The 24,338-nt window shown below is 72.2% G+C and carries 22 protein-coding genes; 6 read left to right on the forward strand and 16 right to left on the reverse strand.

The features are described 5' to 3' along the window. Nucleotides 1-8 precede the first annotated feature (8 nt). The 5 genes from ACFY3N_RS01895 to ACFY3N_RS01915 form a co-directional block, all read right to left on the reverse strand. Nucleotides 9-410, reverse strand: coding sequence for a TadE/TadG family type IV pilus assembly protein (locus ACFY3N_RS01895; protein WP_390815022.1), 402 nt, complete (start codon nucleotides 408-410; stop codon nucleotides 9-11). Nucleotides 411-420: 10 nt separating this feature from the next. Continuing rightward, complete coding sequence (locus ACFY3N_RS01900) at nucleotides 421-813, reverse strand: pilus assembly protein (protein WP_390814685.1); 393 nt, start codon at nucleotides 811-813, stop codon at nucleotides 421-423. A 4-nt stretch (nucleotides 814-817) separates the two neighbouring features. Beyond that, nucleotides 818-2,071, reverse strand: a complete 1,254-nt coding sequence (locus ACFY3N_RS01905; RefSeq protein ID WP_390814686.1) for a CpaE family protein — start codon at nucleotides 2,069-2,071, stop codon at nucleotides 818-820. A 9-nt stretch (nucleotides 2,072-2,080) separates the two neighbouring features. Next, on the reverse strand, nucleotides 2,081-2,788 hold the full coding sequence (gene cpaB, locus ACFY3N_RS01910; RefSeq protein ID WP_390814687.1) for a Flp pilus assembly protein CpaB: 708 nt from the start codon (nucleotides 2,786-2,788) through the stop codon (nucleotides 2,081-2,083). Between the two features lie 87 nt (nucleotides 2,789-2,875). Then, on the reverse strand, nucleotides 2,876-3,709 hold the full coding sequence (locus ACFY3N_RS01915) for a hypothetical protein (RefSeq protein ID WP_390815023.1): 834 nt from the start codon (nucleotides 3,707-3,709) through the stop codon (nucleotides 2,876-2,878). Nucleotides 3,710-4,130: 421 nt separating this feature from the next. On the opposite strand from ACFY3N_RS01915, the gene ACFY3N_RS01920 reads away from it, so the two are divergent. Continuing rightward, nucleotides 4,131-5,840, forward strand: coding sequence for a chitinase (locus tag ACFY3N_RS01920; protein ID WP_390814688.1), 1,710 nt, complete (start codon nucleotides 4,131-4,133; stop codon nucleotides 5,838-5,840). 66 nt (nucleotides 5,841-5,906) lie between these two features. On the opposite strand, the gene ACFY3N_RS01925 is transcribed toward ACFY3N_RS01920, so the two are convergent. Further along, the gene (locus ACFY3N_RS01925; protein ID WP_390814689.1) at nucleotides 5,907-7,229 is read right to left on the reverse strand and encodes an Nramp family divalent metal transporter; all 1,323 of its coding nucleotides are present in this window, start codon (nucleotides 7,227-7,229) and stop codon (nucleotides 5,907-5,909) included. Nucleotides 7,230-7,414: 185 nt separating this feature from the next. On the opposite strand from ACFY3N_RS01925, the gene ACFY3N_RS01930 reads away from it, so the two are divergent. Beyond that, on the forward strand, nucleotides 7,415-8,755 hold the full coding sequence (locus ACFY3N_RS01930; RefSeq protein WP_390814690.1) for a M14 family metallopeptidase: 1,341 nt from the start codon (nucleotides 7,415-7,417) through the stop codon (nucleotides 8,753-8,755). A 7-nt stretch (nucleotides 8,756-8,762) separates the two neighbouring features. On the opposite strand, the gene ACFY3N_RS01935 is transcribed toward ACFY3N_RS01930, so the two are convergent. From ACFY3N_RS01935 to ACFY3N_RS01955, 5 genes are all read right to left on the reverse strand, one after another. Then, nucleotides 8,763-9,353: a hypothetical protein gene (locus ACFY3N_RS01935; RefSeq protein ID WP_390814691.1), complete on the reverse strand. Its 591-nt coding sequence runs from the start codon at nucleotides 9,351-9,353 to the stop codon at nucleotides 8,763-8,765. Between the two features lie 84 nt (nucleotides 9,354-9,437). Further along, nucleotides 9,438-10,925, reverse strand: coding sequence for a GntP family permease (locus ACFY3N_RS01940; protein WP_390814692.1), 1,488 nt, complete (start codon nucleotides 10,923-10,925; stop codon nucleotides 9,438-9,440). Between the two features lie 130 nt (nucleotides 10,926-11,055). Beyond that, nucleotides 11,056-11,466 carry a RidA family protein gene (locus ACFY3N_RS01945; RefSeq protein WP_390814693.1) on the reverse strand — a complete coding sequence of 137 codons (411 nt, stop codon included), beginning with the start codon at nucleotides 11,464-11,466 and terminating at the stop codon, nucleotides 11,056-11,058. Continuing rightward, nucleotides 11,463-12,227, reverse strand: coding sequence for an IclR family transcriptional regulator (locus ACFY3N_RS01950; RefSeq protein ID WP_390814694.1), 765 nt, complete (start codon nucleotides 12,225-12,227; stop codon nucleotides 11,463-11,465). The genes ACFY3N_RS01945 and ACFY3N_RS01950 overlap by 4 nt, the downstream gene beginning before the upstream one ends. After that, nucleotides 12,224-13,372 carry a sugar kinase gene (locus ACFY3N_RS01955; RefSeq protein WP_390814695.1) on the reverse strand — a complete coding sequence of 383 codons (1,149 nt, stop codon included), beginning with the start codon at nucleotides 13,370-13,372 and terminating at the stop codon, nucleotides 12,224-12,226. The genes ACFY3N_RS01950 and ACFY3N_RS01955 overlap by 4 nt, the downstream gene beginning before the upstream one ends. Before the next feature lie 134 nt (nucleotides 13,373-13,506). Here ACFY3N_RS01955 and ACFY3N_RS01960 point away from each other — a divergent pair, with 134 nt between their 5' ends. Both ACFY3N_RS01960 and ACFY3N_RS01965 read left to right on the forward strand, forming a co-directional pair. After that, entirely contained in the window at nucleotides 13,507-14,772 is a 1,266-nt protein-coding gene (locus ACFY3N_RS01960) for an amino acid deaminase (RefSeq protein ID WP_390814696.1), read from the forward strand. A gap of 9 nt (nucleotides 14,773-14,781) precedes the next feature. Then, a complete protein-coding gene (locus ACFY3N_RS01965) occupies nucleotides 14,782-16,392 on the forward strand; it encodes an amidohydrolase family protein (protein ID WP_390814697.1) in 1,611 nt (536 codons plus the stop codon). An 18-nt stretch (nucleotides 16,393-16,410) separates the two neighbouring features. Here the strand turns inward: ACFY3N_RS01965 and ACFY3N_RS01970 are convergent, their stop codons facing one another. Both ACFY3N_RS01970 and ACFY3N_RS01975 read right to left on the reverse strand, forming a co-directional pair. Then, nucleotides 16,411-17,343, reverse strand: coding sequence for a trypsin-like peptidase domain-containing protein (locus ACFY3N_RS01970; RefSeq protein ID WP_390814698.1), 933 nt, complete (start codon nucleotides 17,341-17,343; stop codon nucleotides 16,411-16,413). Between the two features lie 251 nt (nucleotides 17,344-17,594). Next, the gene (locus ACFY3N_RS01975; RefSeq protein ID WP_390814699.1) at nucleotides 17,595-18,338 is read right to left on the reverse strand and encodes a hypothetical protein; all 744 of its coding nucleotides are present in this window, start codon (nucleotides 18,336-18,338) and stop codon (nucleotides 17,595-17,597) included. A 125-nt stretch (nucleotides 18,339-18,463) separates the two neighbouring features. Between ACFY3N_RS01975 and ACFY3N_RS01980 the strand changes: the two genes are divergently transcribed. After that, entirely contained in the window at nucleotides 18,464-19,675 is a 1,212-nt protein-coding gene (locus tag ACFY3N_RS01980) for a pyridoxal phosphate-dependent aminotransferase (protein WP_390814700.1), read from the forward strand. A gap of 79 nt (nucleotides 19,676-19,754) precedes the next feature. Further along, the gene (locus tag ACFY3N_RS01985) at nucleotides 19,755-20,177 is read left to right on the forward strand and encodes a hypothetical protein (protein WP_390814701.1); all 423 of its coding nucleotides are present in this window, start codon (nucleotides 19,755-19,757) and stop codon (nucleotides 20,175-20,177) included. 252 nt (nucleotides 20,178-20,429) lie between these two features. On the opposite strand, the gene ACFY3N_RS01990 is transcribed toward ACFY3N_RS01985, so the two are convergent. The 3 genes from ACFY3N_RS01990 to ACFY3N_RS02000 form a co-directional block, all read right to left on the reverse strand. Further along, nucleotides 20,430-20,570: a hypothetical protein gene (locus tag ACFY3N_RS01990; RefSeq protein WP_390814702.1), complete on the reverse strand. Its 141-nt coding sequence runs from the start codon at nucleotides 20,568-20,570 to the stop codon at nucleotides 20,430-20,432. Between the two features lie 66 nt (nucleotides 20,571-20,636). After that, nucleotides 20,637-22,718: an NACHT domain-containing protein gene (locus ACFY3N_RS01995; RefSeq protein ID WP_390814703.1), complete on the reverse strand. Its 2,082-nt coding sequence runs from the start codon at nucleotides 22,716-22,718 to the stop codon at nucleotides 20,637-20,639. A gap of 114 nt (nucleotides 22,719-22,832) precedes the next feature. Next, entirely contained in the window at nucleotides 22,833-24,323 is a 1,491-nt protein-coding gene (locus tag ACFY3N_RS02000) for an ATP-binding protein (RefSeq protein WP_390814704.1), read from the reverse strand. Nucleotides 24,324-24,338 lie beyond the last annotated feature (15 nt).

A 24,338-nucleotide genomic window follows, 5' to 3' on the forward strand; every position in this document is an offset into this window, starting at 1 on the left:
CTCGCTCCTCAGTGGTCGCGCGGCATCGTGGCGGACTTCCGGACCGGGTCGAAGTCCCAGCCCGGCACGATCGACGGGATGTCGACCGTGGCGGTGACGGTGACCTCGTCGCCGCCGGGGTGGCCCTCGCAGGAGGTGCCGTCGGCGAGCCAGTCGCTGACGGCGGCCCCGCAGGTGGAGCCGTACGCCTCGCCCAGCGACGCGCTGCGCGCCGCCGCCCGGGCCGCCGTGCCGGCCTGCTGGGCGGTGTAGGCGACCAGGCCGAGCTGTACGGCGGCCATCGCGACGACGAGCAGGACCGGGAGGAAGCCGAGGTACTCGATGGCGACCTGGCCGCGGTCACGGGACCGGCGTGCGTGCGGCGTGCACGGCGTGTACGGCTTGTACGGCGTGTACGGCTTGCACGGCATGTGCGGCATGTCAGTCCTTCTCCTCCTCGACCGCGCCCGCGTGCCCCTCCACGTCCAGGGGCAGGGAGACGGCGCCGGGGAAGAGGAGGGGGACGCCCAGCCTCACGTCGGCGGTGACGAAGCCGCCCGAGGTCGTGCAGTTCACGGTCGCTCCCCCCGCCCACGCTCCCGACAGCTTGTCCAGTCCGGCCTCCCGGCAGGCGCCCTGGCGCGCGCCGGGTGCCACCGCCGTACCCGCCCGTACGGCCTCGTCCGCAGCATTCCCCGCGAGTGTGAACGCGTACCCCACCAGGACGAGCTGCCACAGCACCGCCAGCGTCACGAGGATCGTGGGGGTCATGCCGAGGAACTCGATGGTCACCTGGCCCCGGTCGTCCGGTCGCCGTGCCGCCGTCGTCCTCATCGCCTCATCCCCCCGAATCCCTGCGCCGCCGGAAGCTCACCGACCCGCGGTCGCCGCGCGGCCGGCCCGCCTTCCGGTCCCCCTGCGCCGCCTTGACCAGGCCGAGTTCGCCGGCCAGGCCCCACAGGGCCTGCTTCACCGTGCTCTTGTTCTCCAGTTCGTGGACGCGGCCGGCGTCCACGACGGCCTGCAGTTCCTTGAAGTGGGCGGGGATCACGGTGGCCGCGACCGCGGTGCCGGTGATCCTCCGGATGAGCGAGGGCTGGATCTCCGTGGACCGGGTGTGCCGGTTGACGACCACGGTGGTCTCCTCGGCCTTGCGGATCTGCAGCCGGTCCCACATCCGCACCGCCCGCTTGGCGCCCCGTACGGCGATCACGTCGGGGGTGGTGACCAGCAGGGCCGTGTCGGCCATCTCCACCGCCGCCGCGCCGGCGCCGCCGAGCTGGGCGCCGGTGTCGATGACGACGACCTCGTAGCGGGAGCGCAGGGCGCTGACGATCTGGCGGGCGGCGCGGTCGGTGACGTCCTCGCCGCGTTCGCCCTCGCCGGGGGCGAGCAGCAGGGCGAGGCCGGTGTCGTGGCGGAAGACGGCGTCGGCGAGGACGCGCGGGGAGATGTCGGTGATGGCGGCGAGGTCGACGACGGAGCGGCGGAACTGCACGTCCAGGTAGGCGGCGACGTCGCCGGTCTGGAGGTCCATGTCGACGAGGGCGGTGGTGCGGCCGGAGGCCTGGGCGGCGAGGGCGAGCTGGACGGCGGTCAGGGTCGCGCCGACGCCGCCCTTGGCGCCGCTGACGGTGACGACGGTGCCGCCGACGCCGGTGAACACGTCGCCGCCGGAGCCGAGGTGGCGTCGTACGCCGGACGACCACTGGGCGACGGCCTGGACGCGGCTGGCGAGTTCCTCGTAGCCGAGCGGGAGGGCGACCAGGCCGCGGGCGCCGTAGTCCATGGCGGCCTGGAAGAGGCCGGGGCTCGCGTCGGAGGTGACGAGGATGACGCCGACGGCGGGGAAGCGCAGGGCGACTTCGCGGATCAGCTCCAGGGCGGGGACGGGGCCGATCCGCTCGTGCACGACCACGACCTCGGGCAGTTCGTCGACGGACTCGGCGGCCAGCCGGGCGAGGGTGTCGACGAGCTGGGTGGAGTCGGCCACCGGGGCGACCGGCTCGGCGTCCGGGAGCTGGCTGAGCAGTGTGGTGAGGGACCGGACCGCGTCCGCGTCGCCGACTGCCGGGAGGATCCTCGTGGGCATGCGGGCCTCTCACTTGTCCTTCGCGAGTTCGTACGTCCGCTGCGAGTCCGGGACGGTGGTGTCGGTTCCGGGGGCGACCAGCGCGAGGCGGACCCGCTGGGCGAACGACTCGGCGTAGGTGATGCGCTGGGCGTCGACGGCGGACAGCGCGAAGGTGATCGGGACGGCGTCGGTGGGCTCCCGGCCGCGGTCGTTCTCGTCGGGCCGGAGGGCGGTGAGCTTGCCGACGTCGAGGACCTTGGCGTTGGTCACGATGATTCTGGACTGGTCGGGGTCGCCCTCGCGCTCGCCCTCGAAGGTGGCGTAGACGTTGACCGAGGAGCCCGGTGTGATCTTGCCGGCGACGCCGGTCGCCGCGTCGATCATGATGGCGACCTCCTGCTGTCCCGGCCGCAGGGCGGGCTGGTCCACGATCATGTCGCTCTGCAGCAGGGAGCCCTCCCGCAGATCGGTCACGGCGATCTTGCCCCGGATCTCGTCCAGGTCGGTGACGGCGTTCTTCGACAGCCACCGCTCGGGCATCTCGATCTTCTCGAACTGGCCCGTGCCGAGGGGGGTGTAGGGCGCCACGTCCGTCTTCAGCCGGTAGGCGGTGACCTCGGGGCCGACCTTGGACTCCACGTCGCTGATGACGGAGAGCACGCCGGCGAACGCGCCCAGGGCGCACAGGACCGACAGGAGCAGGAGTATCACGCCGCGGCGCTGACGGGAGTTCATGAACCGTGCAACCTCATCGGGGATATCGGTCGAGCGGGATCGGGCGGGGTCGTGCGGTGGGCGGGACGGAACGGGGGACGGACGGGGTCAGGTCCGCCGGGTGAGGGCCGGCGTGCCCTCGGGGGCGGGTGGTACGGCGGAACAGAACACGCACCGGTCGCCGATGACGTCGATGCCGCACCAGTGGCAGCTGCCGCGCCGTACGGAGGTGACCAGCTGGTACAGGACGGACAGGTCGGGCAGGTAGGTGCAGAACTCGACGATCCTGCCGGTCCCCCACCAGTCGGCGGACTCGGCGGGCAGCGGTGTCTCGCGCAGGCCCTGGACCTTCCAGGAGGGGGCCAGCGTGGTGGTGACCCAGTCGGACTGGAGCTGTCCCTTGGCGACGAGCATCCAGGTGCCGAACTCGGGCCCGTCGAGCGTCGTTTCGGGGCCGAGGCGGACGAGGTGCGGCTGCGGGTGGGCGAGCACGGCGAACTGGCTGCCGGGCATCCAGGACCTGGCGTGCTGCTTCAGGTCGACGGGGACGCGGTCGAGGCGGGCGACGGAGCCCAGCAGGGCCCCGGAGTGGATGTAGTGGATCAGCAGCCGGCCGGCGGAGGCGAGGACGCCGGGGCTGAGGTCGCAGGAGGCGAGCTGGCGCAACTGGCGGGCCAGGACCGCGACGCCGAGGGGTGGGAGATCGGGGCGGAAGAGGGCTATCCGGTCGCTCTCCAGCAGGGAGCGCAGGGTGTGCAGGCGCCGCTGGACGGCGGTGGGGGTGGCCCGGGAGCAGAGCACGATGACGTGCCCGTGGTGCTCGACGAGCAGTTGCAGCTCGGACAGGACCTGTTCGAGCGGGCGGGTGTCGACGTCCCGCAGCACGACGGCGGGCAGGGTTCGTTCGTCCTGGGCCGGCAGCGCCATGTCGGCGCCGGTCACGGCAATGGCAGTTGGCACGCGCGGCTCCCCGTTCTCCCAGGCCCCTCGGCCCACCGGGCGTCACTCCGATGCGCCCCGGTGACTTCACTGCGTGACTACGTCAGCACTGTATCCGCGGGTCTGTGGCCGGAGAACAGCGTTTGGGTAGCCGAACAGCAACCGTCGGTGCACAAGGTGCGCCAAAACGGGACACGTTGAGCATCTCGCCGGTCTCGATCGGGCCTCGTAGGTGTGGATCCCGTGCACCGCCTTGACGCCGGGCGACGTCCCGAGGTCGGCTCACGGGTCGATTTTGGTCTGGACCTATTGACAACCCGATTGGTCTGGACCACCTTGTGCTGCACGCGGTGGCCACCGTCGCTCCCTCCTCCCCTTTCCTCCCCCCACTTCTCCCCACCCTTCTCCCCCACCGGAGGCCCCCATGAACCGCCCACCGGGAACGCCCGTTCGCGGCAGACGTCTCTGGGCCGGAGCCCTCGTCTCCGCCCTCGCCCTCGTCCTTCCCCTCGCCGGCGCGGGCCAGGCGTCCGCGGCGGACGTCAACAACGCCAGGAACGCCGGTTTCGAGGCGGGTCTGAGCGGCTGGACCTGTTCGGCGAACAGCGGTGCGACCGTCACTTCCCCGGTGCACGGCGGCACGGCCGCGCTCAAGGCCACGCCCGCCGGGCAGGACAACGCCCGCTGCACCCAGACCGTCGCGGTGAAGCCGAACTCCACGTACGAACTGAGCGGCTGGGTGCAGGGCGGGTACGCCTACCTGGGCGTGACCGGCACCGGTACGACGGACGTCTCCACCTGGACCCCGGACTCCGGCAGCTGGAAGCGGCTGTCGACGGGCTTCACCACCGGTTCCTCCACCACCTCGGTGACGGTCTACACCCACGGCTGGTACGGGCAGGCCGCCTACTACGCGGACGACCTGTCGGTGTTCGGCCCCGACGGGGGCGGCGGCGGTGACCCGGAGCCGACGGTCCCGGGCACACCGGGCGGCCTGTCCGTCTCCGGTACGACCGCCTCGTCGGTGTCGCTGGCGTGGAACGCGGTGCCGGGGGCGACCGGGTACAGCGTCTACCGCGACGGCACGAAGGTGACGGCCGTGTCGGGCACGTCGGCGACCGTGACCGGGCTCGCGGCCTCGACCTCGTACTCCTTCCAGGTCGCGGCGGCCAACGCGGCGGGCGAGTCGCCGAAGTCGGCGGCGGTGACGGCGCGGACGAAGGAGAGCGGCGGGGGCGGGGGCGGTGACCTGCCCCGGCACGCGGTGACCGGCTACTGGCAGAACTTCGACAACGGCGCGGCCGTGCAGCGCCTCTCGGACGTCCAGTCCCACTACGACATCATCGCGGTCGCCTTCGCCGACGCCACCGGCACCCCGGGCGCGGTCACCTTCCACCTGGACTCGGCGGGCCTGAACGGCTACACCGTCGACCAGTTCAAGGCGGACGTCCGGGCCAAGCAGGCGGCCGGGAAGAAGGTCATCATCTCGGTCGGCGGCGAGAAGGGCACCGTCTCGGTGAACGACTCCGCCTCGGCGACGAACTTCGCGGACTCGGTGTACGCCCTGATGCGGGAGTACGGCTTCGACGGCGTCGACATCGACCTGGAGAACGGCCTCAACCCGACGTACATGACGCAGGCGCTGCGGTCGCTGTCGGCGAAGGCGGGCCCGTCGATGATCCTGACGATGGCCCCGCAGACCATCGACATGCAGTCGACGTCCGGCTCGTACTTCCGTACCGCGCTGAACGTGAAGGACATCCTCACGGTCGTCAACATGCAGTACTACAACAGCGGTTCCATGCTCGGCTGCGACGGCAAGGTCTACAGCCAGGGCTCGGTGGACTTCCTCACCGCGCTCGCCTGCATCCAGCTGGAGGGCGGTCTCGACCCGTCCCAGGTGGGCCTGGGCCTGCCCGCCTCGACGCGGGGCGCGGGCAGCGGCCACGTCTCGCCGTCGGTCGTGAACAACGCCCTGGACTGCCTCACCCGGGGCACCAACTGCGGCACCTTCAAGCCGTCGAGGACCTACCCGTCCCTGCGGGGCGCGATGACCTGGTCCACGAACTGGGACGCCACGGCCGGCAACGCCTGGTCCAGCGCGGTGGGCCCGCACGTCCACGCCCTTCCCTGACCGGTCCGGCGCGCACGCGCACCGCCCCGCCCACCACCGGGTGGGCGGGGCGGTGCGCGTGGGGCGCTAGAAGAACTCCGACCAGGGCTGGTCCCAGACCTGCTTGACGCACAGGACCAGGAACAGCAGGCCGGCGACGGCGAGCATGGTGTTGCTGAGCGGGCCGTTGCGCCATTCGCGGGGAGTGCGGGCCGAGTTGAGGAGCCAGAGCAGGGTGAGGGCGAGGAAGGGCATGAAGGCGGCGCCCAGGACGCCGTAGACGATGATCAGGCGGAAGGGCTGCCCCTGGAAGAGCAGGATCATCGGCGGGAAGGTGAGCCAGAGCAGGTAGGCGCGGAAGGCCCAGGAGCGTTCGCGGCGGCCGGAGGCCAGCTCGTCGCCCCGCGCCTCCCGCTCGCCCCGCTGCCGGGTCAGGAAGTCGGCGAACATCAGGCTCACGCCGTGCCAGACACCGATCAGCGAGGTGAAGGAGGCGGCGAAGAAGCCGATCAGGAAGAGCTTGCCGGTGGCCGTGCCGTACTCCTGCTCCAGGATGTCGCCGAGCTGGATCAGGCCCTTGTCGCCGCTCGCGATCGCGATGTTCGCCGAGTGCAGCAGCTCGGCGCCGACGAAGAGCATCGCGATGACGAAGAGGCCGGTGGTGGCGTAGGCGACCCGGTTGTCCAGGCGCATGACCTTCATCCAGCCGGTGCCCGTCCAGCCCTTGGCGTTGACCCAGTAGCCGTACGCGGCCAGCGTGATGGTGCCGCCCACGCCGCCGATCAGGCCGAGGGTGTTGAGGACCGAGTCCTTCTCGTCCGGGAGGACCGGGAGGAGGCCGGCGAAGGCGTCGCCGAGGTTGGGGGTGACCCGGACCGCCAGGTAGACGGTGACGACGAACATGACGCCCACCAGGACCGTCATGACCTTCTCGAAGACGGCGTACTTGTTGAACCAGACGAAGACCAGACCGACCAGGCCGCAGGCGATGCCCCACCACTCGAGGTCCATCACGTCCGGGAAGAGCGCCTGGAGCGGCAGGGCGCTCGACGACATCGCCGCCGCGCCGTAGACGAAGCCCCAGATCACGGCGTAGACGGCGAAGAACCAGGTCGTCCAGCGGCCGAGGCTCGCCCAGCCGTCGAAGAGGGTGCGGCCGGTGGACAGGTGCCACCGGCCGCACGCCTCCGCGAGGGAGATCTTCACCAGACAGCCGATGATCGCGGCCCACAGCAGGGTGTAGCCGAAGTTGCTGCCCGCGATGAGGGTGGCCACGAGGTCGCCGGCGCCGACACCGGTCGCGGCGACGACGATGCCGGGACCGATGGAGCGCCAGCCGGACTCGGGCGGAGCCGGGACGGCCCCGCCCGCTGTGCCTGTGTCTGTGGTGTTGCCCGTGGTGTCCGCCATGGGGGTCAAGAAAGCCCATGACCGCCGGTCGGACAAGAGGGCGTGCGGGGATCTTCACGGGATGCACCTGGTCGAGTGATCGGCCGGAATCCCTACCTTGACCGGTCCATGTCACTCCGTGACGATGTCGGCACCGCACCACGCACGTCGCCGTGCACCACCCCCACCTCCCACAAGGAGACTTCATGCGACTCCGCATCCGTGGCAGACGGCGGTCCGCCGCGCTCGCCACCCTCCTCGCCCTCGCCCTCGCGGCGCCGCTGTCGCTGACGACGACACAGGCCGGCGCGGACAGCGCCGACCGCGCCGCGCCCTCGGCCGAGGACGTCCGCCAGTACGAGATCCACCAGCGCACGACTCCCGTGACCCGCACGGCGATCCAGCGCTCCGGCGTCACCGTGGACGAGGCCGACGAGGAGACCGTGGTGGTCTCCGGCCGGGCGGACCAGATCCGGGCACTGCGGCAACAGGGCTACGAGGTCACCCCCTTGGGCTCCGCCCCCGACCGCTCGTCCGCCGCCGACGGGCTGCGGCTGTTCGACTTCCCCTCGGCCGACTCCCGCTACCACAACTACGCCGAGATGAACGCGGAGATCGACCAGCGGCTGGCGGCGTACCCGACCATCATGAGCAAGCGGGTGATCGGCAAGTCCTACCAGGGCCGGGACATCGTCGCCATCAAGGTCAGCGACAACGTGGCGAGCGACGAGAGCGAGCCGGAGGTCCTGTTCACCCACCACCAGCACGCCCGCGAGCACCTCACCGTGGAGATGGCCCTGTACCTGCTGCGCGAACTCGGCGCGGGCTACGGGAGCGACTCCCGGATCACCAACATGGTCAACAACCGGGAGATCTGGATCGTCCCCGACCTCAACCCGGACGGCGGCGAGTACGACATCGCCTCCGGCTCCTACCGCTCCTGGCGCAAGAACCGCCAGCCGAACTCCGGTTCGTCGTACGTCGGGACCGACCTGAACCGCAACTGGGACTACCGCTGGGGCTGCTGCGGCGGCTCCTCGGGCTCCACGTCCTCCGAGACGTACCGGGGTTCCGCCCCGGAGTCCGCGACCGAGGTGAAGGTCGTGGCGAACTTCGTGCGCAGCCGGGTCGTCGGCGGGGTGCAGCAGATCAAGGCCGGCGTCGACTTCCACACCTACAGCGAGCTGGTGCTGTGGCCGTTCGGCTACACCTCCTCCGACACCACGACCGGCATGACGGCCGACGACCACGCCGCGTTCAAGGCGGTCGGCCAGAAGATGGCCGCCAGCAACGGCTACACGCCCCAGCAGTCCAGCGACCTGTACATCACGGACGGGTCGATCGACGACTACCTGTGGGGCACGCACAAGATCTTCGGCTACACCTTCGAGATGTACCCGGGTTCCAGCTCCGGAGGCGGGTTCTACCCGCCCGACGAGGTCATCGAGCGGGAGACGTCCCGTAACCGGGACGCCGTCCTGCAACTCCTGGAGAACGCGGACTGCATGTACCGCTCCATCGGCAAGGAGGCGCAGTACTGCGGTTAGGGGCCCGCTACTTCGCGGCGTCGTCCCCGGTGCCGTCCGTGGCCTCCACGGCCTCCGTGCCGTCGGTGGTCCCGGCCGGCTCCGCGGACTCGTCGCCGCCGTCCTCGAAGTACTCGTCGAGGACGGCGTCCAGCCCGGCGTCCCACTCCGCGAAGCGGCTCCTGGACGGCGCCTCGATCTCCAGGGGGTACCAGCGGCGGTCGGGGGTGTGGACGGTGACCGTCCAGCGCTTGCCGAAGCGGGCGGTCTCCGTCTCCACCGCGCCGATCTCGTCCCAGCGGAACTCGCACTCCTGGTCGTCCAGACGCAGGCGTACCCCGCTGTGGTCGGCGACGACCCGGGCGCGGCGGTCGGAGGCCTCGAAGACGGGGCCGTCGGGGGCCGCCGACTCCTCGGGGGCGGACTCCTCCTCCACCGCCGGCTCCGCCTCCGGCTTCGTCTCCGGTTCCGACTCCGGGGCGGTGTCCTCCGGTTCCTCCGGCTCCGCCTTCGCGTCCTCCCCCCGGCCGGACGCGGGCGAGGTGAGCCCGGGGATGAATGCCGGGTCGAACCCGGCGCCCTTCAGGGGCTGGCTGCTCGAACCTGTGCGCTGCTCCACACCGCAGGAGTATGGTCGATAAACCTGTGCCGGACACAGCCAGCCCCCAACTTCGTTATCGGACGCCTACACGGGCACCACGGCTCACACGACGAGGCTGAGCGCGGCGGCGACCACGAACCCGGCCACGGAGAGCACGCTCTCCAGCACCGTCCACGTCCTGAGCGTGTCCCGCTCGCTGATGCCGAAGTACTTGGCGACCATCCAGAAACCGCCGTCGTTGACGTGCGAGGCGAAGATCGAGCCGGCCGAGATGGCCATGATGACCAGCGCCACGAACGCCTGCGAGTGGTCCCCCTCGGCCAGCAGCGGGGCCACGATGCCCGCCGTCGTCACGATCGCCACCGTCGCCGAGCCCTGCGCGACCCGCAGCACCACGGAGATCAGGTAGGACAGCACGATCACCGGGAGGCCGACGTCGTTGAAGGTGTCGGACAGCGCCTGGGCGACCCCGCTGGCCTTGAGGACGGCGCCGAAGACCCCGCCCGCGCCGACCACCAGCAGGATGTTGCCGACCGGCTTCAGCGAGGACGTGGAGACGGTCTCCAGGGACTTGCGGGACCAGCCGCGCCGGATGCCCAGCAGGTAGTACGCGAGGAACAGGGCGAGGGTGAGGGCCACGAAGGGGTGGCCGAAGAACTCGACGACCGAGCGGAGGGTGGAGGGGTCCAGCGCGATCGAGGAGAAGGTGGCCGCGAGGATCAGGACGAGCGGCGTGCCGATGATGCCGAGGACCGTGCCGAGCGGCACCGGCGCCTCCCGCGGCTCGACCCCACAGGCGCGCTGCTCGGCGACGACGGCCCGCTTGGCCTCCTCGGCCGCCTCGACCATGTCCTGCGGTACGGCGACGAAGATGCGCCGGCCGATCCAGGCGGAGTAGACCCAGGCGGCGGCGACGGCCGGCAGGCCGCAGACGACGCCCATGAGGATGACCCAGCCGAGGTCGACGTGGAGCAGTCCGGCGGCGGCCACCGGGCCCGGGTGCGGGGGCAGGAAGGCGTGGGTGACCGAGAGGCCGGCGAGCAGGGGGAGGCAGTAGAGCAGGATCGACTTGCCGGAGCTCTTGGCGGCGGCGTACACGATCGGCGCGAGGACGAAGATGCCGACGTCGAAGAAGACCGGGATGCCGAAGATCAGGCCGGTGAGGCCCATCGCGAAGGGCGCCCGCTTCTCGCCGAACAGGCCGAGCAGCCGGCCCGCCAACACCTCGGCCCCTCCGCTGACTTCGAGGATCGCGCCGAGCATGGTGCCCAGGCCGATGATGATCGCGACATGGCCGAGGATGCCGCCCATGCCGGACTCGATGGTGGACACCGCGTCCGAGCGCTGGACCGTGCCGAAGAGTTCGGTGACCGACAGGCCCGCCATCAGGCCGACGGCTATGGAGACGGCGAGCAGCGCGACGAAGGGCTGGAGCCGGACCTTGATGATCAGGAAGAGCAGGAGCGCGATGCCGATGGCGGCGACGGTCAGCAGACCCGCCGTGCCGTCGAGGAGGAGGAGCAGTCCTCCGGTGTGCGGTGGTGTCTCGGCCGGTGCGGAGGCGGCGAGCGGGAGGGACGGGTGGGGCATTCGGGGGTCCTCTGGTTAAGGGCATGGGGCTTTCGGGCAGGGGGGATCGCGGCACGGCGTCCCAGGGGGTGCGGGACGCCGTGCCGTGACGACGTACGGCGTGCGGGTGTGTACGGGGGAGAGGCGCGGGTCAGCCGAGGACGGCGAGCGCGTCGATCTCGATGAGGAGGCCGGCGGGGAGACCGACGTAGACGGTCGTGCGGGCGGCGGGCGGCTGGGTGAGGCCCTGCTCCTCGAAGTAGGCGTTGTAGATCTCGTTCATCTCCGCGAAGTGGTCCACGTCGGTGAGGTAGACGCGGATCATCATCGCGTCGTCCCAGCTCGCGCCGCCCTCCTCGAGGATCGCCTTGACGTTGGCGAGGGTCTGGAGGGTCTGCTCGCGCAGGGTCGGACCGGCGGGCGTGGGCGGCTTGCCCTCCTCGGCGGGCAGGAAGCCGACCTGGCCGGCGACCTGGAGGATGTCGCCCTTGCGGACGCCGTGGGAGAACTTCGCGGGCGGGGTGGTGTGGGTCTCGGGGGTGAGCGCGGTCTTCTCGGTCATGCGGGGGTGTCCTTCACTGGGGTTCTGCCGGAGTACTCGCCGCTGATCGCGTCCGCCGTACGGCGCACCAGCGGGAGCAGGGTGAGGAGTTCGTCGGCGGTGACGACGACGTTCGGCGCGGAGACCGACATCGCGGCGACCACCCGGCCGTCGGCGCCGCGGATCGGCGCGGCGACGCAGTTGATGGACTCCTCGTGGCCGCCGAGGTCGGTGGCCCAGCCCTGTTCGCGCACCTTGGCCAGTTCCTGGAGGAACGCGGCGGCGTGGGGCGTCGAACGGGACGTGTACATGGGGTAGTCGAGCCTCTCCGCGAGGGCGCGGCGCTCGTGCTCGGGCAGGTCGGCCAGGAGCAGTTTGGCCACGGCGGCGACGGTGATGGCGACGGGCTTGCCGATCCGTGAGTACATGCGGACCGGGTAGCGGCTCTCCACCTTGTCGATGTAGAGGACCTCGTTCTCCTCGTACACGGCGAGGTGGACGGTGTGTCCGCACTGCTCGTTGAGGCGTACGAGGTGGGCGTGGGCGATCTCGCGGACGTCGAGGTTCTCCATCGCCTCCTGGGCGAGGGCGAAGAGGCGGGCGCCGAGGCGGTAGCGCTGGTCGGACTGGCGGTAGACCAGGCCGTGCTCGTGGAGGGTGCGCAGGAGGCGGAGGGCGGTGGACTTGTGCACGTCCAGGCGGTCGGCCACCTGGCCGAGGTCGGCGGGGCCCTCCGCGAGCAGCGGGAGGATGCTCAGGGCGCGGTCTACGGTCTGGCTCATGGGGTGGGTACCTCCTCGTCGGCCTCTTCTCCGGCCTGTGTCCAGCCGGGGCCGAGTCGCAGTCTCCCCCACGCGGTGTCGTCGAGGGCGGCGAGGCGGTCCGCGTGGGCGCGGGCGGGGGGCGGGGCGAGGTCGCCGGGGGCGGTGAGGGTGGCGGCGGCCATGAGGTGGCCGTGGCGGAGCCGGTCGCGTACGGGGAGGTCGCGGAGGGTCGCGGAGAGGAAGCCCGCGGCGAAGGCGTCGCCGGCGCCGGTGGGTGCGACCACGTCGACTTCGAGGGCCGGCACGGTCGTGGCTGGGCGGGGGGTCGTCGCGCGGCCCGGCGCTTGCGGGGTGCCGTCGCGCCCACCCGTGCCGCCCCAGCGGCACGACTGCCCGCGACCGGCGGCAGTGCGGCCCGCTGATTCGCGGAATGCGACCGCACCCCGTGCGCCCTGCTTGACCACCAGAATCTCCGGTTCGGGCAGGGCCTCCCGGACCGACGAAGGGCCGCCCGTGATGCCCCAGGCCGACTCCGCCTCGTCCTCTCCCACGAAGACGATGTCCGCGCCGCGGGCCAGGTCCAGGAGGATCTCCGGGCCGTGGGCGTCGCGCCACAGGGACGGGCGGTGGTTGACGTCGAAGGAGATCAGCGGGCGGCCGGGGCGGCGGGCGGTCAGTTCGCGCATCAGGGTCAGGCAGTCGGCCGAGAGGGCCGCCGTGATGCCGGACAGGTGCAGGATGCGGGCGGCGTGGAGCGCGTCCGGGTCGAGGTCGGCGAGCGACATCGCGGAGGCCGCCGAGCCCGCCCGGTAGTACGCGACCTCGTGGGCGTCGGTGGCGCGGTCGCCGGCCGTGCGGAAGTAGACGCCGGTCGGGCGGGCCGGATCGCGGCGGACGTGCGACACGTCGACGCCGTATCCGCCGATCGCCTCGACGAGGTGGTCGCCGAAGCCGTCGGCGCCGACCCGGCTGATCCACCGGGTGGTGTGGCCCGCCGCCGCGAGGACGCACGCCACGTTCGACTCCGCGCCGCCGATCCCCCGGTGGAAGGAGGGGACGTCGGCGAGGCGGCCCGGCCGGGAGGGCAGGAACGTCACCATGGACTCGCCGAGCGCGACGACGTCCACGACGTCGGGGGCGTTGCAGGGTCCGGTGACGGTCACGATGACGGGGCTCCTCGTCGGGTGGAGGGACGCGGCGTCCGTTGACCGCGCGTGGCCGAGATGTTAGACAGCGGTAAGCGATATACGCAACGAGTGTTGCAAGTAATGCAACACTACTGATCAGGGAGGCTCTGATGGTCCTCGACGTTCTCGCCCACCTCACCGAGGAACGGGTCGACCACCGTTTCAAGGGCCTCCCGCCGGACGCCGAGGGGCTGACCGTCGGCGAGCTGGCCGCACAGCGCCGCAACCTCTTCACCGACGGCTTCACCACGCCCGTGCTGGCGCTCTCCGCCGAGCGCCTGGAGCACAACCTGGAGCTGATGGAGACGTACGCCGCCCGGCACGGGCTCGCCTTCGCGCCGCACGGCAAGACGTCCATGGCCCCGCAGCTCTTCCGGCGGCAGATCGAGCACGGGGCGTGGGGCATCACGCTGGCCGTTCCGCACCAGGTGCGGGTGGCGCGGGCGTTCGGGGTCCGGCGGGTCTTCCTCGCCAACGAGCTGGTCGACCCGGCGGCCCTGCGGTGGATCGCCGCCGAGCAGGACGCCGACCCCGGCTTCCGGTTCGTCTGTTACGTCGACTCCGTGCGCGGGGTGGAGCTGATGGACGCGGCGCTGAGCGGCGCCTCCCGCCCCGTGGACGTGGTCGTCGAGCTGGCCGCGGGCGAGGGCGCCCGCACCGGTGTGCGGACGGAGGCCGGGTGCGCCGCCGTCGCCGACGCCGTGGCGGACGCGCGGGCGCTGCGGCTGGTCGGGGTCGCCGGGTACGAGGGCGAGGTGCCGCGGGCCGATCCGGAGCGGGTGCGCGCCTGGCTGCGGCGGCTGGTGTCGCTCGCCGTGGACTTCGACGGGGCGGGGCGGTTCGCGGGGCTCGACGAGATCGTGGTGAGCGCGGGCGGCAGCGCCTGGTTCGACGCGGTGGCGGACGTGTTCGCCGGGATCCCGGAGCTCTCCGCGCCCGTGCTGAAGCTGCTGCGCTCGGGCGCGTACGTCTCGCACGACGACGGCCACTACCGCAGGCTGACCCCCTTCAACCGGGTCCCGGAGGAGGGTGGGCTGGAGCCGGCGTTCCGGCTGTGGACGCAGGTGGTGTCCCGGCCGTCCGCCGAGCAGGCGTTCACCAACGCGGGCAAGCGGGACGCGGCCCACGACCTCGACCTGCCGTTCGCCCAGGTGGTCCGGCGGGACGGGAGCGAACGTCCGGCCACCGGGATCTCGGTGACCGGGCTGTCCGACCAGCACGCCTGGCTGCGCACCACCGGGGAGGCCGATCTGGAGGTCGGGGACTGGGTGGGGCTCGGGCTGTCCCACCCGTGCACGTCGTTCGACAAGTGGGTGCTCATCCCCGTGGCGGAGGCGGACGGCACGGTGGTCGACTACATCCGCACGTTCTTCTAGGAGGCCGGCATGGCAGAGCTCGTCATCAGGGACGCGGACGTCGTCGACGGCTCCGGCGACCACGCGTACCGCGCGGACGTGGTCGTGGACGGCGGCCGCATCGTCTCCATCGTGAAGGAGGCGGCGGACGCGGGCTGTCAGCGTCCGGGGGCCCGCCGTGAGCTGGACGCCGAGGGGCTGGTGCTGGCCCCCGGTTTCATCGACATGCACGCCCACAGCGACCTGGCGCTGCTGCGCGACCCCGACCACAGCGCCAAGGCCGCGCAGGGCGTCACCCTCGAGGTCCTCGGCCAGGACGGGCTGTCGTACGCGCCGGTCGACGACCGGACGCTCGGCGAGGTGCGCCGGGCGATCGCCGGCTGGAACGGCTCCGGGGACGACGTCGACTTCGACTGGCGGTCGGTGGGCGAGTACCTGGACCGGCTCGACGCGGGCATCGCGGTCAACGCCGCGTACCTGATCCCGCAGGGCACGGTGCGCGCCCTCGCCGTCGGCTGGGAGGACCGCGCGGCCACGCCCGAGGAGCTGGACCGGATGCGGCGGTTGGTCGCGGAGGGCATGGAGCAGGGCGCGGTCGGCATGTCGTCGGGGCTGACGTACACCCCCGGCATGTACGCCGAGGACGCCGAACTCACCGAGCTGTGCCGGGTGGTGGCGTCGTACGGCGGCTACTACTGCCCGCACCACCGTTCGTACGGAGCCGGGGCGCTGGAGGCGTACGCGGAGATGGTGGCGCTGACGAGGGAGGCGGGCTGCCCGCTGCACCTCGCCCACGCCACGATGAACTTCGGCGTGAACCGGGGCCGGGCGCCCGAGCTGCTGTCGCTGCTGGACGAGGCGCTGGACGCCGGGGCCGACATCACCCTCGACACCTATCCCTACACCCCCGGCTGCACCACCCTGGTGGCGCTGCTGCCGAGCTGGGCGAGCGAGGGCGGGCCCGAGGAGATCCTGCGGCGGCTGGCGGACGAGGGGACGGCGGAGCGGATCCGGCACCATCTGGAGGTCACCGGCTCGGACGGCTGCCACGGGGTGCCCGTGGAGTGGGAGACCGTCGAGATCTCGGGCGTCGGCGACCCGGCGCTGGACGGGTACGTGGGCCGTACGGTCCTGGAGTCGGCGCGGGAGCGCGGCGAGTCGCCCTGGACGGTCGCGCGGGAGCTGCTGCTGAAGGACCGGCTCGCCCCGACGATCCTCCAGCACGTCGGCCACGAGGAGAACGTACGGGCGATCATGCGGCACCGGGTGCACACCGGCGGCTCGGACGGCATCCTGCAGGGCGCCAAGCCGCATCCGCGTGCGTACGGGACGTTCCCGCACTATCTCGGGCACTACGTGCGGGAGTCGGGGGTGCTGTCGCTGGAGGAGTGCGTCGCGCACCTGACCTCGCGCCCGGCGGCGCGGCTGCGGCTGCCGGACCGGGGGCTGGTCCGCGAGGGGTACCGGGCGGACCTGGTGCTGTTCGACCCGCGGACGGTGGCCGCCGGCTCGACCTTCGCCGAGCCCCGGACGCTCCCGACGGGCATCCCGCACGTGCTGGTCGACGGGCGGTTCGTGATCGAGGACGGGCGGCGCACGGACGTACTGGCGGGGCGGGCGGTCCGCGGGACGCCCCGCTGACCGCCCGCCCTCACGTCCTCACGGCTTGGGGACGGCGCAGCCGCTCGCGCTCAGGTCGAGCTTGTTGTCCACCCCGAAGCAGGCGGGGAACAGGTAGGTCTGCTGGGCGTAGTTGATGCCCTGGCGGACCGTGACGCCGCCGTTCTCGTCGACCTCGCACGGGTTGTCGAGCGTGCAGCGCTCGCCGTCCGTGTTGCCGGTGTTGTTGACGGCGACCACCCGGCCGGTGGCGCTGTCGACGACCGGCGAGCCGGAGGTGCCGCCGATGGTGTCGCAGGCGGAGGTGTAGCGGACCGAGTCCTTCCAGGTCCACTCCCCCTCCTTCACGCGGTACGCGAACCCGTCGATGGAGCAGCTGTAGATCCGTTTCCAGTAGCCGGACACCACGCTGATGGCCGTACCGGCCGCCGGGCGGGTGGCGCTCAGGGGCAGGGCGTCGATGCCGTACGCGCTCCTGATCCGGGCGTACGTCGTGCTCAGCCGGTAGATCGCCGCGTCCGTGTCGGTCATGGTCGCGTAGACGAGCCGGTCGGCGCGCAGGGTGGCGACCCTGGAGCCGGCGGAGTTCAGCAGTCCGAAGGTGCGGCTGGACGCCCGGTCGACGAGGACCTGGCCGGCCGCGGGGAAGCCGCTCTCCAGGCAGTGGCCGTTGGTGAGCACGAGCGCCGGGTCGTCGTCCGCCGAGCCGGGCATGCGGACGACGGAACCGGAGCAGTTGCTGAGCGAGACGGCGCCGGCGAAGTTCACCGCGCTCTCCTTGGGCGCGGTGAGTCCGGACAGGGTGTCCGCCGCGGTCCCGACCGCGCTGTCGACGACGTCCGTCAACGTGGCCGGGCCCGCGCCCGTGGTCGTCTCCGCGCCCGTGGGGGAAGGCGCGGAGGCGACCGCGGGAGTCGCGCCCGCCCCGGCGAAGGCCAGGGCGCAGAGCGCGGCGACGAGAGGTTTTCTCATGGGGGTCCCCTCTTGCGGCGTCGGGCGGCCGGAGGACCTCCGGCCGCCCACAGGATTGTCATGCGCATTGTCATCATGCGAATGACGGGGGGACAAGCACGCGTTTTTGGCCGGTGACCCCGCCGGGGCGGCGCGGGCACCGCGATCCCGCCCCGCGCCGGCGGAGCCGGGCGTGCGCGACCGGCGGGTCGGCCGGTCCACCGGGCACCGGCATCCCCGCTCACCTCCGGGCGTCCGCCCGGACCCCGCTCCTACCTGGACTTCTTCGGCCCCTGGCCCCGGCCCGGCCGGTCGTCGGCACTGCCCGGACCAGACTGGTCCGCGCCCGTGGAGGCGGTGGGGGTCGCCGTGGGGAGGGTCGGTGAGGAGGCGGTGGAGGCGCCCGCGGAAGGCTCCGGCGACCCCTCCCCGGCCGTCCGGCCCTCCTCCGGGGCACTCGTGGACGGGGCGCCGGAGGGGGCCTCACTCGCCGGCCCGCCGTCCGCGGAACCCGACGGCTGCGCGGACTCGGGCTCGTCCGCCGACGTCCCGGCCCGGCCGTCCCCGTCCGGCGCGCCCCCCGAGGGCGAACCGGAGAAGGCGAACCCGGCCAGCGCCACGACCGAGGCGACGCCCAGCGCGCCGACCCCCAGGACGACCCGGCGGCGCGGCCCGCCGGGACCGGGACGGCGCCGGGCTCCCCGGCCGGAGGCGCGGTGGGAGCGGCGCTCCCCGCCCGCGCCCGCCGGGGACGGTGCGGCCCCCTCGGCGGGCACCGGATCCAAAGGCGGTACGGCGCCCCCGGAGGGCGCGGGCGCCGGAGGCGGTACGGCGTCACCCACCGGCGGCAGCTCGCGCGTCTCGTCGTACGCGTTCTGCCAGCCGTGGGCGGACGCCGGGTCGACGTAGGCGTCGTAGGCCTGGGGCGGGGCGGTCTGCGGGAGGTACACGTTCGGCGGACCCTGGGGATCCCGAGCGTCGTACCCCCCTTCGGCGTACGGAGGAGGGCTGGACATGGCGGAGCATTGTAGGGATGCGGGGGGCCATGAGGACAGCAGACGGACATACCCGCCCGAACCGATGCGTCTCACGTGGCGGAAAACACGGCCCGAAGGGCCATACCGGGCCGTAAGCTCCCAGCATGCAGGTGATCCAGTCGACCAAGCTCGCCAACGTCTGTTACGAGATCCGGGGCCCGGTGCTCGAGGAGGCGATGCGGCTGGAAGCGGCCGGTCACCGCATCCTGAAACTGAACACCGGCAACCCGGCGGCGTTCGGCTTCGAGTGCCCGCCCGAGATCCTGGAGGACATCCTCCGCAACGTGTCGTCGGCGCACGGCTACGGCGACGCGAAGGGCCTGCTGGCGGCGCGCCGGGCGGTCGTCATGCACAACCAGACCCTCGGCATCGAGACCGACGTCGAGCACGTCTTCATCGGCAACGGCGTCTCCGAGCTGATCGTGATGGCGATGCAGGGGCTGCTGGACGACGGCGACGAGGTGCTCGTCCCCGCGCCCGACTACCCGCTGTGGACGGCGGCCGTCTCGCTCTCCGGCGGCACGGCGGTGCACTACCGCTGCGACGAGCAGTCGGACTGGATGCCGGACCTCGCCGACGTGGAGCGCAAGGTCACCGACCGCACCAAGGCGATCGTGATCATCAACCCGAACAACCCGACCGGCGCGGTCTACGACGAGGAGGTCGTCAAGGGCCTCACCGACATCGCCCGCCGCCACAACCTGCTGGTCTGCTCGGACGAGATCTACGACAAGATCCTCTACGACGACGCGCGGCACGTCCCCACCGCGTCCGTCGCCCCCGACCTGCTCACCCTCACCTTCAACGGCATGTCGAAGGCGTACCGGGTGGCCGGCTACCGGGTGGGCTGGATGTCGATCTCGGGTCCGCGCGCCCACGCCGACTCCTACATCGAGGGCCTGACGATACTGGCGAACATGCGCCTGTGCGCGAACATGCCGGGTCAGCACGGGGTCGTCGCGGCGCTCAGCGGACGCCAGACGATCAACGACCTGGTACTGCCGGGCGGGCGGCTGCTCGAGCAGCGGGACACGGCGTACGAGCTGCTGACCCAGATCCCCGGCGTGAGCTGCGTGAAGCCGAAGGGGGCGCTGTACCTCTTCCCGCGGCTCGACCCCGACGTCTTCAAGATCAAGGACGACCGGCGGATGGTCCTGGACCTGCTGCGCCGCGAGAAGATCATGGTCGTCCAGGGCACCGGCTTCAACTGGCCGGAGCCGGACCACTTCCGGGTGGTGACCCTGCCGTCGGTCACCGACCTGCGGGACGCGGTCGGGCGGATCGCCCGCTTCCTGGACGGATACAGCCAACCCTGAGATCCTTTTTTGCGACCGACTCAACTTTAGACTGAATCCAAGCTAGGATGGTTTCCTGTTGCATCACAGGAGGCCATCCATGTACGAACCGATCCGTGCCAAGTCGGTCCACAGCACGATGGCCGGCACCCCCCACGACTTCCCCCACCGCTCCCGCGAGGAAGAGCTGGACATCCAGCTCGCGGGGCATCTCGCCGCACTGCTCGCCGTCACCGACGAACTGCGCGTGACGGCGCCCTCGGCCGATCTGGACACCGCGGCCGAGCGGCTCGCCGGGGAGGTGGCCCGCCTGCGGGGAGGACGTACGCCGGCCCGCGCGTCGGCGACCACGAGGGGCCGCGAGCCGAACGCGGCGGCCCTGCACCGGCGGGCGCACGCGCTCGCCGGCCGCGCCCTGGTCGTCGCCGCCTCCCGCGCCGACACGTCGGCGGCGATCCTCGCCGCCGAACGGATGGACGCGCACACCGCGGCCCTGCAGCCGCACGCCCTCGCGTCCCACTGAGCCCGCCGACGGGCTCCCCCCGAACGGCCCCGGTCCGCGTGCACCCGCAGCGACGCGCGGACCGGGCGCCACACATCCCCCGTCGCCGGCGGGGCACCCCGGGCAGCGTGCCCGGGGTGCCCCCCCCCCCCCCCCCCCCCGGCCCCCCCCCCCCCCCCGCGGGCCCCCCCCCCCCCCCCCCCCGGCCGCGGCCCCCCCCCCCGCCCGGGGGGGCGGCCCCCCCCCCCCCCCCCGCCGGCGTTTCGCGCGCCGTCAGCGGGTGACGTACACCGTCGCCGACGCCGTCGTGCCCTGGTGCAGGTCGTCACCCTGCCAGCCCACCCGGTAGGTGGTCTCCCGCCGGGTGCGCGGGATGTCGTTGACGGTGAAGGTGCCGTCCGCGGCGACCGTCACCGCCCCCTCGGGCGTGTCCCGTGCGGGTGAGGGCGGCCGTCGTCCGCGGTCGACCGCGGAGGGCGCTCAGGGCGCCCTCCGCGCTCCGCGGGTGGGGACACGGCCTTCCGGCCGGGCCGCCAGCCACTCCTGCAGTTCGCGGTGGCGGAACTGGTAGGCGAAGCCCTCGACGCGCATGATGCCCGCTTCGACGCACCAGTCGAGGAAGCCGCCCAGTCCCAAGGGGAGCCGGCGGCCCGCGGCGAGCTTGAAGAGGAGGTAGCGACGCCAGGCCCGCGCCGCGAGGGTGAAGACGGGGAGGACGCCGAGGAGCGCGCCGTAGGCGAAGCCGAGAAGGCTCTCCGACCACTGGGCGATCAGCGAGCCGACCCACAGGGAGGTGACGACCGCCCAGAAGAGCGCGTAGCGCAGTTCCGCACGCAGCGGGTCGCGCGGACCGGTCAGGGTGGCCTGCGGGTGGTCGCCCGTGCTCCAGACGGCCTGCGAGGTCACGAACGACAGGACGTTCCCGGCCAGGACCAGCGCGAACAGCGACGGGCTGAGGCCCCGGTCCACCAGGAACAGCACCCAGCCGACGACGTACATCACGTTCAGGCCGATCATCTTCGGCTTCCCCAGCAGCCGCCAGTCGAGGTGACGGGGAACGGGCTGCCGCCGGGTGTTCTCCAGCGCCACGGGCAGCACCGCCTGGATCAGGAACAGCAGGCCGAAGGCGGCGAAGAGGCTCGGGTACGGGAGGTCCTCCCAGGGCGTGAGGCCGAGCCGCTCGGCCAGGTTGATCGAGACGACGAACGGCAGCATCAGCAGCGCGAGCTCGACATGCTGCATCCCGGAGTCGCGTTCCATCCGCCACAGCCGGTGCAGCACGAGATCCGTGTCGGAGACCACCTCGTCACGGGGGCGCGGGGCGCCGGCCGACTCGTCCGGCCGATGGTCGTCCCGCAGATGCCGGGCCAGGGTGGTCAGCCACTCCTCGACCTTCGCGGGGTCCCGTCGGCGGCCGGCGTCCGGCTGCCGGCTGTACGTCGACGCGGCGGCACGGGTGTACAGGCCGAGCAGGTGGTCCGGTACGGCGTTCAACGGCATCGCCAGGAGCGCGTCGGGGGTGCGCAGCGGGCGGCGGTCTTCGCCTTTTTGGGTGTACGCCGTGGTCAGCAGGGCCATCCGCCACGGGGTGCCGAGGACCCGGGCCAGCCCGCGCGGGGTGCCGGTCCAGGTGAGGGCCTCGGCGAGCCGCCGCCATTCGGGCAGCCACTCCCCCGTCTCGTCCTGGCCGCTCCTGCCCAGGAAGGCGAGCTGCTGGTCACTGGAGAGCGGCTGGAGGGTGACGACGGTGGCGTGTTCGAGCCTCTCCTTCGACTTCAGGGCGTTGTAGCGGTCGGCCCGGCAGACCACCACGAGCGGCGCCTGCCCCGTCCGGCCGGTGTACTCGCGGTTGAGCCGTCGCAGGGCCTTCAGCGCACGGCTCTTCGCGGGCGGCACGCCGGGCGGGTCCATCTCGTCGAGACCGTCGAGGATGGGCAGGACGAGGCGTTCGTCGAGGAGTTGGCGGGCCACGGCCCTGGAGCGGACCAGGCCTCTTTCCTTCAGGTAGCCGGACAGCCAGTCGACCAGCTCGAGTTCGGTGTTCCAGGTGGACAGCGGGATGCGTACGGGCACCGGATCGCCGTCCCGCCGGCCGTCCATCAGACGGGCCATCAGCTGGGTCGCGGCGACCGTCTTCCCGGAGCCCGGGCCGCCGAGGATGACCAGGCGGTCCTTGCACCGTGACGAGGTGAAGTAATCGCCCAGCGGCTCCGACACCGTGGTCCCGGGGGCGGCGGAGTCCTTGAAACCGACGGGGATCACATTGTCGGAGCCCGGGAAGTAGCCGCGTGGGGCGGCCATGAGACGCCGGTCCACCTGGCTCTTGAACTCGGTCAACCGGCGTGCGAGGTCCGACTGCTCGGCCCTGACCGTGAAACCCAGCGCGTACAGACTGATACCGACGGCCGCCGCGCCGAGCGCGGTCGCGAGGATGTCGGCCAGTGGACTGTCGCGCAGCGGCGCGGTGTCCCGGAAGAAGATGAGTCCGGCCGCGCCCGCCCCGAAGACGACGGCCAGGACACCCCATACGGAACCGCGATACGCCCCCCGTGTCGCTCTCATAGTTCAGTAAGTGTGTTGAACTACAAGGGACTTGGCAATGCGGGAGGTACGGGGAGCGCCGCGATCCGGCGGCTGCTCGGCCGGTGGACCGGCACTGGCGTCGACTTCGCGGGCTCACGAGCCGGTGTAGAGCCGCTGCAGGTCGACCAGGACGACCTCGCCCCGGTCCGCAGCCGCGCGCAGATCCGGGTCGAAGCCCGCGCCGCTGTAGCAGGCGGGGGTGGCGTGGCCGGTGTCCACGCCTCGGGCGGCGAGCAGGTCCAGCATGCGGCGCAGGCGTTGCAGGTGCCCGAGGTGCATCACCTTGTTCCACTTCGCCTCGCCCACGGACAGCAGGATGCCCTGGTCCTGGCCGATCGCTCCGTGCACCACGACATCGGCCTCGATGCCGGTGCGGCTCGCGGGGTCGGCGACCGTTCCCGAGGAGACCTGGATCGGCATGCCTCCGAACGTCCCGGGGTCCGCGTGCCACTCGACCCACTCCCGGCACAACCGCTCGAAGTGCGGACCCACGACCTTGCTGAGAAAGGTGGGACGGCTGTGTTCCCAGACCCTGGCGGCCCCCCGGCGGCGGCTGAGAAGCGCCGTCTCGGGCCGTAGGACGGCATGGTGGAAGCTGATCAGCGGCTCGGCGACGTGGTACGTGGTCCGGTTGCCCCGGAAGGCGTCGGGCTCGGCGGTCAGCAGACCGCAGTTCCTCAGGACGGTCAGCGGGAGGGAGATGTCCGTGGCCTTGCGGCCTACCGCACTCGCGATGCCACCGCTGGTGCGGTTGCCGCCCGCCACCGCGGCCAGGACCGAGTGGTACAGCGACCGGTCGCGCAGGTCCGGCTCGGCGGCGAGCAGGTACGAGGCCTCGCCGTGGATCGGCCGGGCCGGATTGAGCACGGTCCGGCAGACCCAGGAGTCGAAGTCGTCGGCGCCGTCCGGTACGTCGTCGTCGACGAACTCACGCCGGTAGGCGGGGGTTCCGCCGACGATCGCGTGGACGAGGACCGCGAGCCGTGGGTCCTGGATGCCCCAGAACTCGGCGGCCTCCCGGAAGCCGAGGGAGTGAACCACGAGGTCGAGGCCGGCGCGGCCGTAGAGCGGGGAGGCCCCGGAGAGCAGCCCGCCCATGAAGGACATCGCGCTGCCGCACAGGAGGATCCGCGGACGCTCCGTGCGGTGGCGCTCGGAGCGTACGCCGAGGGCGGCCTGCAACCGGGACGGGAGGGACGGGGCGTTCCGCACCAGGTACGGGAACTCGTCGACGACCACCGTCAGCGGCCTCTCCGCCGCCAGCCGGAAGAGCATCTCCAGCGCCTCGTCCCAGTTCTCGGGTCGTTGGGGGACGGCTGCCCCGGTGAAACGCGCGACAGCCTCGCCCAGCAACCGCAGGGACTCGGCGGCCGACGCCTCGACCGCGGCGAAGTAGAAGCCTCCGGTGGCCTCGGCGAGCGCTTGGAGCAGGAAGCTCTTCCCCTGACGACGGCGCCCCGACACCACTCCGAGCCGGGGCCCCGCTCCTTCGGCGGTCGCGAAAGCGGTCAGCTCGCTCCACTCCCACTCACGGTCGAACATGTCCGATGGTCTCGGCAGGCTGCGCGGTGCGGGCCGGGCCATGGGGGCCTCCTGGTG

It is taken from the genome of Streptomyces sp. NPDC000348, assembly GCF_042898795.1.
Lineage (GTDB): Bacteria > Actinomycetota > Actinomycetes > Streptomycetales > Streptomycetaceae > Streptomyces.

Bases quoted from the DNA above. Each gene is read 5' to 3' on its own strand.
- ACFY3N_RS01995 (WP_390814703.1), bottom strand. From the start codon at position 22,718: ATGAGAGCGACACGGGGGGCGTATCGCGGTTCCGTATGGGGTGTCCTG.
- ACFY3N_RS01950 (WP_390814694.1), bottom strand. From the start codon at position 12,227: ATGAGCCAGACCGTAGACCGCGCCCTGAGCATCCTCCCGCTGCTCGCG.
- ACFY3N_RS01900 (WP_390814685.1), bottom strand. From the start codon at position 813: ATGAGGACGACGGCGGCACGGCGACCGGACGACCGGGGCCAGGTGACC.
- ACFY3N_RS01925 (WP_390814689.1), bottom strand. From the start codon at position 7,229: ATGGCGGACACCACGGGCAACACCACAGACACAGGCACAGCGGGCGGG.
- ACFY3N_RS02000 (WP_390814704.1), bottom strand. From the start codon at position 24,323: ATGGCCCGGCCCGCACCGCGCAGCCTGCCGAGACCATCGGACATGTTC.
- ACFY3N_RS01905 (WP_390814686.1), bottom strand. From the start codon at position 2,071: ATGCCCACGAGGATCCTCCCGGCAGTCGGCGACGCGGACGCGGTCCGG.
- ACFY3N_RS01895 (WP_390815022.1), bottom strand. From the start codon at position 410: ATGCCGTGCAAGCCGTACACGCCGTACAAGCCGTACACGCCGTGCACG.
- ACFY3N_RS01980 (WP_390814700.1), top strand. From the start codon at position 18,464: ATGCAGGTGATCCAGTCGACCAAGCTCGCCAACGTCTGTTACGAGATC.
- ACFY3N_RS01920 (WP_390814688.1), top strand. From the start codon at position 4,131: ATGAACCGCCCACCGGGAACGCCCGTTCGCGGCAGACGTCTCTGGGCC.
- ACFY3N_RS01960 (WP_390814696.1), top strand. From the start codon at position 13,507: ATGGTCCTCGACGTTCTCGCCCACCTCACCGAGGAACGGGTCGACCAC.
- ACFY3N_RS01975 (WP_390814699.1), bottom strand. From the start codon at position 18,338: ATGTCCAGCCCTCCTCCGTACGCCGAAGGGGGGTACGACGCTCGGGAT.
- ACFY3N_RS01970 (WP_390814698.1), bottom strand. From the start codon at position 17,343: ATGAGAAAACCTCTCGTCGCCGCGCTCTGCGCCCTGGCCTTCGCCGGG.
- ACFY3N_RS01965 (WP_390814697.1), top strand. From the start codon at position 14,782: ATGGCAGAGCTCGTCATCAGGGACGCGGACGTCGTCGACGGCTCCGGC.
- ACFY3N_RS01985 (WP_390814701.1), top strand. From the start codon at position 19,755: ATGTACGAACCGATCCGTGCCAAGTCGGTCCACAGCACGATGGCCGGC.
- ACFY3N_RS01945 (WP_390814693.1), bottom strand. From the start codon at position 11,466: ATGACCGAGAAGACCGCGCTCACCCCCGAGACCCACACCACCCCGCCC.
- cpaB (WP_390814687.1), bottom strand. From the start codon at position 2,788: ATGAACTCCCGTCAGCGCCGCGGCGTGATACTCCTGCTCCTGTCGGTC.
- ACFY3N_RS01940 (WP_390814692.1), bottom strand. From the start codon at position 10,925: ATGCCCCACCCGTCCCTCCCGCTCGCCGCCTCCGCACCGGCCGAGACA.
- ACFY3N_RS01930 (WP_390814690.1), top strand. From the start codon at position 7,415: ATGCGACTCCGCATCCGTGGCAGACGGCGGTCCGCCGCGCTCGCCACC.